The 8,916-nt window shown below is 44.6% G+C and carries 7 protein-coding genes; 3 read left to right on the top strand and 4 right to left on the bottom strand.

All coding sequences use genetic code 11. From position 1 onward, the window contains the following. Positions 1-2 precede the first annotated feature (2 nt). A complete protein-coding gene (locus NB463_RS18315; RefSeq protein ID WP_005375388.1) occupies positions 3-296 on the bottom strand; it encodes an ArsR/SmtB family transcription factor in 294 nt (97 codons plus the stop codon). 245 nt (positions 297-541) lie between these two features. Here NB463_RS18315 and NB463_RS18320 point away from each other — a divergent pair, with 245 nt between their 5' ends. Beyond that, the gene (locus tag NB463_RS18320; protein WP_005392536.1) at positions 542-835 is read left to right on the top strand and encodes a hypothetical protein; all 294 of its coding nucleotides are present in this window, start codon (positions 542-544) and stop codon (positions 833-835) included. Between the two features lie 99 nt (positions 836-934). Here NB463_RS18320 and NB463_RS18325 read toward each other — a convergent pair whose 3' ends face one another. From NB463_RS18325 to NB463_RS18335, 3 genes are all read right to left on the bottom strand, one after another. Next, positions 935-2,893, bottom strand: coding sequence for a monovalent cation:proton antiporter-2 (CPA2) family protein (locus NB463_RS18325; protein WP_046873745.1), 1,959 nt, complete (start codon positions 2,891-2,893; stop codon positions 935-937). Next, on the bottom strand, positions 2,890-3,507 hold the full coding sequence (locus tag NB463_RS18330) for an NAD(P)H-dependent oxidoreductase (RefSeq protein ID WP_005392538.1): 618 nt from the start codon (positions 3,505-3,507) through the stop codon (positions 2,890-2,892). Before NB463_RS18330 ends, NB463_RS18325 begins: the two co-directional genes overlap by 4 nt. A gap of 167 nt (positions 3,508-3,674) precedes the next feature. Next, positions 3,675-4,100 (bottom strand): universal stress protein, encoded by a 426-nt coding sequence (locus tag NB463_RS18335; protein WP_005392539.1) that lies wholly within the window; start codon positions 4,098-4,100, stop codon positions 3,675-3,677. A 392-nt stretch (positions 4,101-4,492) separates the two neighbouring features. Here NB463_RS18335 and NB463_RS18340 point away from each other — a divergent pair, with 392 nt between their 5' ends. Both NB463_RS18340 and NB463_RS18345 read left to right on the top strand, forming a co-directional pair. Next, positions 4,493-6,064 carry an ATP-binding cassette domain-containing protein gene (locus tag NB463_RS18340; RefSeq protein WP_258431320.1) on the top strand — a complete coding sequence of 524 codons (1,572 nt, stop codon included), beginning with the start codon at positions 4,493-4,495 and terminating at the stop codon, positions 6,062-6,064. A gap of 206 nt (positions 6,065-6,270) precedes the next feature. Next, positions 6,271-8,430: a prolyl oligopeptidase family serine peptidase gene (locus tag NB463_RS18345; protein WP_258431321.1), complete on the top strand. Its 2,160-nt coding sequence runs from the start codon at positions 6,271-6,273 to the stop codon at positions 8,428-8,430. Positions 8,431-8,916 lie beyond the last annotated feature (486 nt).

Genomic DNA, 8,916 nt, shown 5'->3' on the forward strand with positions numbered 1-8,916 from the left:
GGTTATGAGCACTCATTAACGCAACATTCAGCCTTTAAAAAGCCGATCACATCATCTAAACATTGGTACTCTGCAACGCAAAAAAGGGTTCGCCCCTCACGACGTTGGGTGAGAAGCCCGGCTGAGGCTAGACTAGAAATATGATGAGAGAGAGTGGATGCAGGAATGCCAAGCTTTTCTTGTACGCCGCCTACCGCGATACCTTTGTATCCCGCTTTGACAACTTCTTTGTAAATACTTAAACGAGTAGGATGCCCTAACTCTTTTAGTGCTTTAGCGACGGCTTCAAGCTCCATACTGACCTCTAAAGAATGACTACAGTAAATTTGTTTCGATAATAGGGAAAGTCTCGGTAAATGCCAACTCTTGTGATCTAGGAACGATTTAAATCAGATGAGATTCATACCGGCTCATACCAGCACAACAATAATTGTCTACTCCAATGAGACAGATCAATCTTCATTATTATTTCACCCCACGTTCAAACTCCCTCGTCTACACTCATGGGTGAGTTGTCAGTTGGCAGACCAAGGAGGCGGCCATGATTGCGGTTCATAGAGATTATTGTTTGTCTAACAGTTCAGATTTACATGCTCACGTTAAAGTTAACCCTGTCGGTAAATTAGAAGTTGAGATTGTAGAACTTCAAGAGCGCCATACCACAGAGTTTGATGATTTGTCTTTTGAGAGCCGTGGGTGTGAAACTCGAATCTGTGGTAAAGAAGACACAACTCCGTGGCAGTTCAATCTTGCAGTTACTGATGCGTTAGAGCTTTCTCACTTAGTGGAAGAAGCAAACGAAGAGTATGAGATTTTAATGAATGATCTTATGTAATCTCGTGAGAAGATCATTTTATCCTGCACGGCATGTGGCTCTGTACTGAAAAAGAAAAACCTCCCAAGCGGGAGGTTTTTAATATTGAGCAAGTTACCGTCAGAGCGGCTCTTCTCTCGGCGGTGTTAGTTCTTGAACGTTATCTTCATTGAAGTCATCGGCGTAACCTTTCGGCGGTGGCGTCCAACCACGTTCTGAGCGCGAGAGTTTGTCATGGCGATCTTTTTGCATCTCTTCCGCCATTTTTTCCTCTAACTGAATAAACAGTTGTCGGAAATTGTTGTCATAACGTTCGCCTTCAGAATCATCTTCCCAAGCTTTGTAGAGTAGCTCGGACTTGCGTGCTTCAACACGCTTGTATGTCGCTTTTTGCTGCTCAACAAAGAAGGGATGAATACCGAGTGCTTTCATCGTGTGACCGCCCATCTCCAATGCGGAATGGTAGGTTTCCGATTCAATAATATCAGCCCCAGCTTGACGCAAAAGATAGCCGTGACCACGGTCAAAGGCGCGTGCGATCACCGTTACTTTGGGGTACGTGTGTTTGACGTACTTCACCAGCTCCACACTCGATTCTTGGTTATCAATTGCGACGACCAACGCAGCCGCATGCTCGATGCCTGCAGTGTGCAGCATATCTGGTCGAGTCGCATCGCCGAAATAAGCGCGAGTGCCAATCTGGCGCATGTTATCGACTTGGTTAGCTTGGTGATCGAGCACCACTGTTGTTACACCATTAGAAACAAGCAAGCGGTTAACAATCTGACCAAAACGGCCGATACCAGCGATGATTACTGTGCCTTTTTCTTCAATCGTATCGCTTTCCCTTTCGTTTGATTGAGTTTCAAAACGCGGCAGTATTAATTTGTCAAATAGAATGAACAAACCTGGCGTTAAGAACATTGAGATAGCAACAACCAGCGCAAGCGTTTGCGAGAGTTCAAACGGAATGACGTGGTTTTGCACAGAGAAGCTTAGCAACACAAAACCAAATTCACCCGCTTGAGCCAAGCTTAAGGTAAACAGCCAGCGGTTGCTGCCTTTCACTCTAAATATCAGCGCGAGAATAAACAGCACCAAGGCCTTTAATACCATCACGCCAATGGTCAGTGCCATGATCAACCAGAAGTCACCAAATAGAACCGAGAAATTGATCCCAGCTCCGACGGTGATGAAGAACAGACCCAGCAACAACCCTTTAAATGGTTCGATATTGGACTCTAGCTCGTGACGGAATTCGCTGTTCGCCAATACAACGCCAGCCAAGAAGGTTCCTAAGGCAGGAGATAAGCCAACTAAACTCATCAGTGCTGCGATGCCGATCACCAGCATCAATGCGGTGGCGGTAAAAATCTCACGCAGCCCAGAGCTAGCAACATAGCTCAACAGAGGTCGACTTAAAAAGTGTCCACCAACGACGACAATCGCAATCGATGCTGTGATCACGATTCCGTACGCCCAGCCCGGTAAATCGGCCACGAGGTTTAAATCGTCATGATGCTGCGCAGCAGTTTGAACGGCATTTTGTGCTTGTTCGACTAACTCTGGCAGGGCCAGCAACGGAATAAAGGCCAACATCGGGATAACAGCGATATCTTGGAAAAGCAAAACAGAGAACGCGTTTTGTCCACCTTCTGTCTTCGTTAACCCTTTTTCGCTAAAAGTTTGCAAAACAATCGCGGTAGAAGAAAGGGCGAAAATCAAGCCGATGGCTAAGGCAATGGTCCAAGGCTGCTCAAAGTACAGGGCAATACCCATAATCGCCGCGATGGTACCGCCAACTTGAAGGCCGCCTAAGCCCATTAAACGATTTCGCATTGACCAGAGCATTTTAGGCTCTAGCTCTAACCCCACTAGGAATAGCATCATCACCACGCCAAATTCGGCAAAGTGCTGAATTGTCGTTGTTTCTTCACCGACTAAACCGATAATTGGACCAATTACCACACCAGCGATGAGGTAACCTAAAACGGAACCGAGCCCTAAACGCTTGGCAAGTGGTACCGCAATTACAGCGGCAATCAAATACACGAAGGCTTGTAAGAATATCCCTGTCATGAAGCCTCCTTGATGAGCTTCGGAAGTGCGCTGTTGAGTTTGATTAATGACGCAGCTGCTTCAACATCCAGTCTATCTTCGACTAATGCTGTTAGCAGGCTTTTGTACCGTTCGACATGACGGGGAATTCGTCCTTCTTCTTCGGCAGTACGTGCGCCGAACAAAGCAAGAGGCGCAATGTAGTGCATACCCGTGAGCGCTGACATTTGCTCAATAGGAGCGAGCAGTTCCCGAATCGTAAAATGGTTGTAGCCTTCGGCTTTATAGGCTTCTTCCTTGCCGCCGGCCGAAAGTACGCACAGCATGGTTTTACCTTGTAGTTCGGTTCCTTCAGTGCCGTAAGCAAAGCCATACTCCAAAACCAGATCTTGCCACTCTTTTAAAATTGCTGGGGTTGAATACCAATATAGTGGGAATTGAAAAACCACTACATCATGCTCACGCAAGCGTTGTTGTTCACGGTCGATATTGATATCGAAACGAGGGTATTCACCATAGAGATCAACACATGTCACGCCTTCAATTTTTTGAGCTTCTTTGAAAAGTGGAGTATTCACTTCTGAACGATGCTGGGAAGGATGAGCAAAGAGAATTAATACTTTTTTATTCGCCATAAGGATCCTTGCTATCTAAATAACCATGCCCGGTAGGAGCGCAGGTTGGTTAGAAAATGTAACTCATAAATGGCCGTCAAGCTAGCTTGGAAAAGTGCTTAAGCTGTTTCAATATCAATAAAAAACCACCAAATAAGTTGGTGGTTTTGGCAAGCGTCAAATTCTAATTAATCATGAATAGGAACGACTAAAATATCGACTGGTGACTTGTTGATAAGATGTCTTGAGTAGGAAATGATTTTGCTCCAGAAATCTTGGTGATGGCCACAAATCAGCAAGTCCACTTCTTGCTCTTTGATGGTAATTTCGAGCTTATCGGCTAAATCACCAGTACCCACGAAGAAGTGTTTGAGTGGATAATCCATGTACTCACTGAATGTTCTCAAACATTCCATAGAGTGCTCATTCAGCGGCCTTTGGTCTGGGTTCTCTTTAATGTCTACGAGCTCACGATAAATTTCCCCGTGAGTTCCATCAATATGGATGAATGAAATATCGGAGTCGAGATAGTTAGCCATCGCTACGGCTCTGTCGATCAGAACTGTGCTTTCATCGGACAGTTCGAGTGCAACAAGGATATGTTTGTATTTCATTACCACGCCCTTATGTGGATTAGCTTTACTGTAAGCATAGTATGGCTTGGGCAAAATTTGTGTAGATAAGATCTCGAAATCGTTCAAAGTTTTGATAAATAATGCTGCTTGCTTTTTAGTCAGAAAACCCGCTAAACTTCGCAAATCATTTCTCTAGGAGATTACGCCAACATGAAGAACTAAACCTGTCATCCATATTTTTTACTGATTTTTTGGATCTGCAGGGTTAGTAGGCGTAGCTCACTTTCCGATATTTCTTTGCAACAAGACAAATTTTTGATTTGACGTTTATCGTCGAGCTTTACATAGAGCTTAATGCGTTTGTGCACGCGTTTTGTTGCAATCTCAAATCATAGCTACGGCTGTTGTCCCTGTCATACAGGAGGCAAATTATGCCAGTTTTACAAGCTTTTAATGTTAGCCATCAGTTTGATAATGGCGAGACGCTATTCCAGTCTATTTCTTGTTCCATGACTAAACGACGTGTTGGTTTGGTTGGGCGCAATGGCATCGGTAAGTCGCTTTTGGCTTCCATCTTGGCGGGCGAAACTCAGCCTGCCAGCGGTGTTGTGACTTCTCCCTCTTCTTTCATGATGTATCGCCAGCAGCCGTCTGATTTGCTTTCAGGTCAGCAATCGATCGCCCAGTTTCTGGGAACAGACTCGGTCTTGCATGCTTTAAAGCAGATTGAACAAGGTGATGTTTCTGATCATTGGTTCGAACTGGTTGGCGAACAGTGGGATATTGAACCGAAACTCAAACAGCAGCTTGCTGCGATGGGCTTGCCGCAAGACCCTGATTTCTCTTGTGCTCGGCTCAGCGGGGGGCAGTTGGCGCGTTTGCAGTTATGGCAATTGTTTGAAAACGAAGCGGAGCTTTTGATTCTCGATGAGCCATCCAATCACCTCGATACCGAGGCGAAACAATGGCTGATAGAGTCTATGAGGCATTTCGGTGGCGCGATTTTACTCATCAGTCACGATCGTGAGCTGCTGCGAGCAATGGAGGAAATTTGGGAACTCTCGGGCCTAGGCTTACAGGTTTTTGGTGGAAATTACGATGTGTATGCCGAGCAAAAACGCACTGAGTTACAAGCGGTCGAAAGGCAGTTAGCGCAAGTCGATAAACAGAAAAAACGATTAGCCGAGCAAGCCCAGAAAAATCGCGAAAAAGCAGACCAACGCGCCGCGCAAGGGAACAAACTGCGCAAAGACGGCAGTCAGCCCAAAATTTTGCTTGATGGAAAAAAGGATAGCGCGACCGCCAGCGCCTCAAATCGCAATAAGAATGAGCAACTCAGACAAGCGCATTTACAAGCCAAAGAACAGGCGTTGCTATCGCGACATGAGCAGCTCAAAGCGCAAAAGCTTTATCTTGCAGATAATCCGAACCGTTCGCGAAAAGTGTTGTCGGTACAAGAAGGTATATTGCCTTTTGGGGATTCTACTCCTATCACTTTGCAGATTTTTGCGAACGATAAAGTCCATCTCAAAGGGAAAAATGGCTGCGGAAAGTCAACCTTGTTAAAGACGTTGCTTGGCGAGTTGTCGTTGCTGAGTGGTGAGCTGCAAGTGAATACACCCTTGTATTATCTCGACCAACACTTTGGCGCAGTGAATCCAAATCTTTCGTTACTTGAGAACGTAATGGAGACCTGCCAAGAGATGACGGAAAGTGAAGCGAGAACCTTACTGGCAGGGATCGGTTTTCGTCGAGACGCTGTGTTTCGGTTGGGATGCGTACTAAGCGGTGGCGAGAAGATGAAGCTCGCAATGCTGATCGTCAGCCATCAACACTCCCAGCCTTTGCTGCTGCTTGATGAACCAGATAACCATCTCGATCTCGAGTCAAAAATAATGCTTAGTCAGGCGTTAAATGCATACAAAGGTGGATTTGTTCTGATTAGTCACGACCAAGATTTCGCTTCTGAGTCTGGGATTTTGCGTCAAATCGAACTGAGTTAGACGAAAGAGGGTAAACGCCATCGTAGCTCTTAAGTATTGCTCCCAAGCTCTACACCGCCACTTACCGGTATGTAGAATTGGCAGGAAATGAGGGAGTTAGGATGGCTTTCACAACTCGTTTAATGAAATTAGATTCATTTTGTCGATATATAGTAGAGTTCTGATGTATTGCACAAAAAGACAACAGAAAAATAAAAAGGAATTTCATGAAAAAGAACACCCTAACATTAGCAACGGCTCTCGCACTCGGAAGTGTGTTGTCTGTGGCGCATGCAAATGAAGCGGCGCAGTCGTCGGTTGAACAAGTAACCCCGAAAGCCATCACGTATCCAATCACACAAAAAGTGGATGTTGTCGATGACTACTTTGGTACAAAAGTGAGTGATCCTTATCGCTGGTTGGAAGACGATCTCAGCCTAGAAACCGCAGAATGGGTGAAGGCACAAAATGCAGTGACGTTTGATTATCTGTCGAAAATCCCTTACCGCGAGCAGATTGAAGAGCGCATCACTAAGCTCATGGACTACGAAAAGCAAAGCCAACCGTTCAAAGAGGGTAAGTTCACTTATTTCTACAAAAATGACGGGTTACAAAACCAAGATGTGCTTTATCGGCAGTTAGGTGATGGTGACGCAGAAATTTTCCTCGATCCAAATACTTTTAGTGAGGATGGCACCACATCGTTAGCGGGAGTGAGCTTTTCACGAGACGGTTCTTTGGTCGCATACAGCATTTCGGAAGGCGGTAGCGATTGGCGCAAAGTCATTGTGTTAGACACAGAAACCAAAAAGCCAGTCGGTGAAACGCTGGTGGATATTAAGTTCAGCGGCATCAGTTGGCTCGGCAATCAAGGTTTCTATTACTCGAGTTATGACAAGCCAAAGGGGAGTGAACTTTCCGCGAAGACAGATCAACACAAGCTCTACTTTCATAAACTTGGAACGAAGCAAAGTGAAGACCAGCTGATTTTCGGCGGCTTTGAGGAAGAGAAATACCGTTATGTTGGCGGCTATACGTCAGATGATGAACGCTACTTGTTTATCTCAGCCAGCGTATCGACATCGGGTAACAAACTGTTCTTTAAAGATCTGAGTAAGCCAAACAGCCCGCTTAAAACCATTTTAGATAACACCAGTTCTGATACTTGGGTGATAGACAACCAAGGCACGAAGCTGTACTTGGTTACGAACCTTAACGCGCCGAACAAACGCGTCGTGACGGTGGATGCGAGTCAGCCGCAGCCCAAAAACTGGAAAGATTTGATTCCTGAAACAAAGAATGTGTTACGCGTTTCTACCGCGGGTGGCAATTTGTTTGCGAGTTATATTGTTGATGCGATCTCGATGGTGAAGCAATACGACATGAACGGCAAACTCATCCGAGAAATCAAATTGCCTGATATTGGCAGCGCATACGGTTTCTCGGGTAAAAAAGATGAAACCGAAGTCTACTATTCTTTCACCAACTACAAGATGCCAAGCACTACGTATCGTCTGAACATCAAAGATGGTGATAGCGAGGTGTACTACAAATCTAAAGCGCCATTTGATCCAGCTTTGTATGACTCTCGCCAGGTGTTTTACACCTCAAAAGACGGAACAAAAGTGCCGATGATCATCACCTATAAAAAAGGGACACCGATGGACGGCAGTGCACCAACCATCCTATATGGTTATGGTGGTTTCAACATCAGCCTCACACCATCTTTTAACCCGACACGTGCGGCTTGGTTGGAGCTTGGTGGTGTTTACGCGGTAGCGAACATTCGTGGCGGTGGGGAGTATGGTAAAGAGTGGCACAACGCTGGCATTCAAATGCAAAAGCAAAATGTGTTTGATGACTTTATTGCGGCGGCTGAATTTCTAATTGATGAAAAGGTAACGTCATCAAACAAGTTAGCCATTAACGGTGGATCGAATGGTGGCTTGTTAGTGGGGGCAGTTATGACGCAACGTCCAGAGCTGTTTAAAGTGGCGCTGCCAGCAGTCGGCGTACTGGACATGCTGCGTTATCATACTTTTACCGCAGGTGCTGGTTGGGCGTATGACTACGGTACGGCAGAGCAAAGTAAAGAGATGTTCCAATATCTGAAAGGTTATTCGCCAGTGCACAATGTAAAAGCAGGGGTGGAATACCCAGCAACATTGATTACAACGGGTGATCATGATGATCGTGTTGTTCCTGCTCACTCTTACAAATTTGCTGCTGAGTTGCAGTCAAAACAGGCGGGTTCAAATCCGACCTTGATTCGCATCGAAACCAATGCAGGACATGGTGCTGGCACACCAACGCGTAAAATAATCGAGACAAATGCAGATATTTATAGCTTTGCACTGTTCAATATGGGGATAGAGAAACTGCAATAGTGCGAATCGTTTGCGTTTTTAGTTAACGAAAAGCATTGGTTCTTTGCACTCGAAAATAAAAGGGAATCACAGAGTGTGATTTCCTTTCAATTTATTGTGGAGTAACTATTCTAAATTGACCGCAAGGCTAATTAAATTAAGGTATTTGCAATTTATTACAACTCTCTTATTTACCTGAAGAGTAATATGCGATAAAAATAAAACTTGATCGCGATCACCTAACACCATTGCACTTCTTATTTATATGGTAAATTTAATTAATCATTTGTTCTAATGATAATTGAATTTTCATAAGTTTTAATATTCCCTTCTTCGTAAAGCTTACCAAATTTTAAGTTATATAAGATATAAGTGGCAGTGATTGAACTTTTACGACGCTTTATTTTATCTTAATTAAAACGTCTAATGTTTCGTCATTATTAAATTTGCTTTGATAATTTATATTATCCAAAGCGAGTTGTGTTGCTTGCTATTTATGATGACCTC

Source organism: Vibrio sp. RM-41-2B (genome assembly GCF_024744415.1).
Classification (GTDB): domain Bacteria; phylum Pseudomonadota; class Gammaproteobacteria; order Enterobacterales; family Vibrionaceae; genus Vibrio; species Vibrio diabolicus.

What these genes read in the sequence shown, in the direction of transcription:
- NB463_RS18315 (WP_005375388.1), bottom strand. Translation starts at nt 296, where the DNA reads ATGGAGCTTGAAGCCGTCGCTAAAGCACTAAAAGAGTTAGGGCATCCT.
- NB463_RS18320 (WP_005392536.1), top strand. Translation starts at nt 542, where the DNA reads ATGATTGCGGTTCATAGAGATTATTGTTTGTCTAACAGTTCAGATTTA.
- NB463_RS18325 (WP_046873745.1), bottom strand. Translation starts at nt 2,893, where the DNA reads ATGACAGGGATATTCTTACAAGCCTTCGTGTATTTGATTGCCGCTGTA.
- NB463_RS18330 (WP_005392538.1), bottom strand. Translation starts at nt 3,507, where the DNA reads ATGGCGAATAAAAAAGTATTAATTCTCTTTGCTCATCCTTCCCAGCAT.
- NB463_RS18335 (WP_005392539.1), bottom strand. Translation starts at nt 4,100, where the DNA reads ATGAAATACAAACATATCCTTGTTGCACTCGAACTGTCCGATGAAAGC.
- NB463_RS18340 (WP_258431320.1), top strand. Translation starts at nt 4,493, where the DNA reads ATGCCAGTTTTACAAGCTTTTAATGTTAGCCATCAGTTTGATAATGGC.
- NB463_RS18345 (WP_258431321.1), top strand. Translation starts at nt 6,271, where the DNA reads ATGAAAAAGAACACCCTAACATTAGCAACGGCTCTCGCACTCGGAAGT.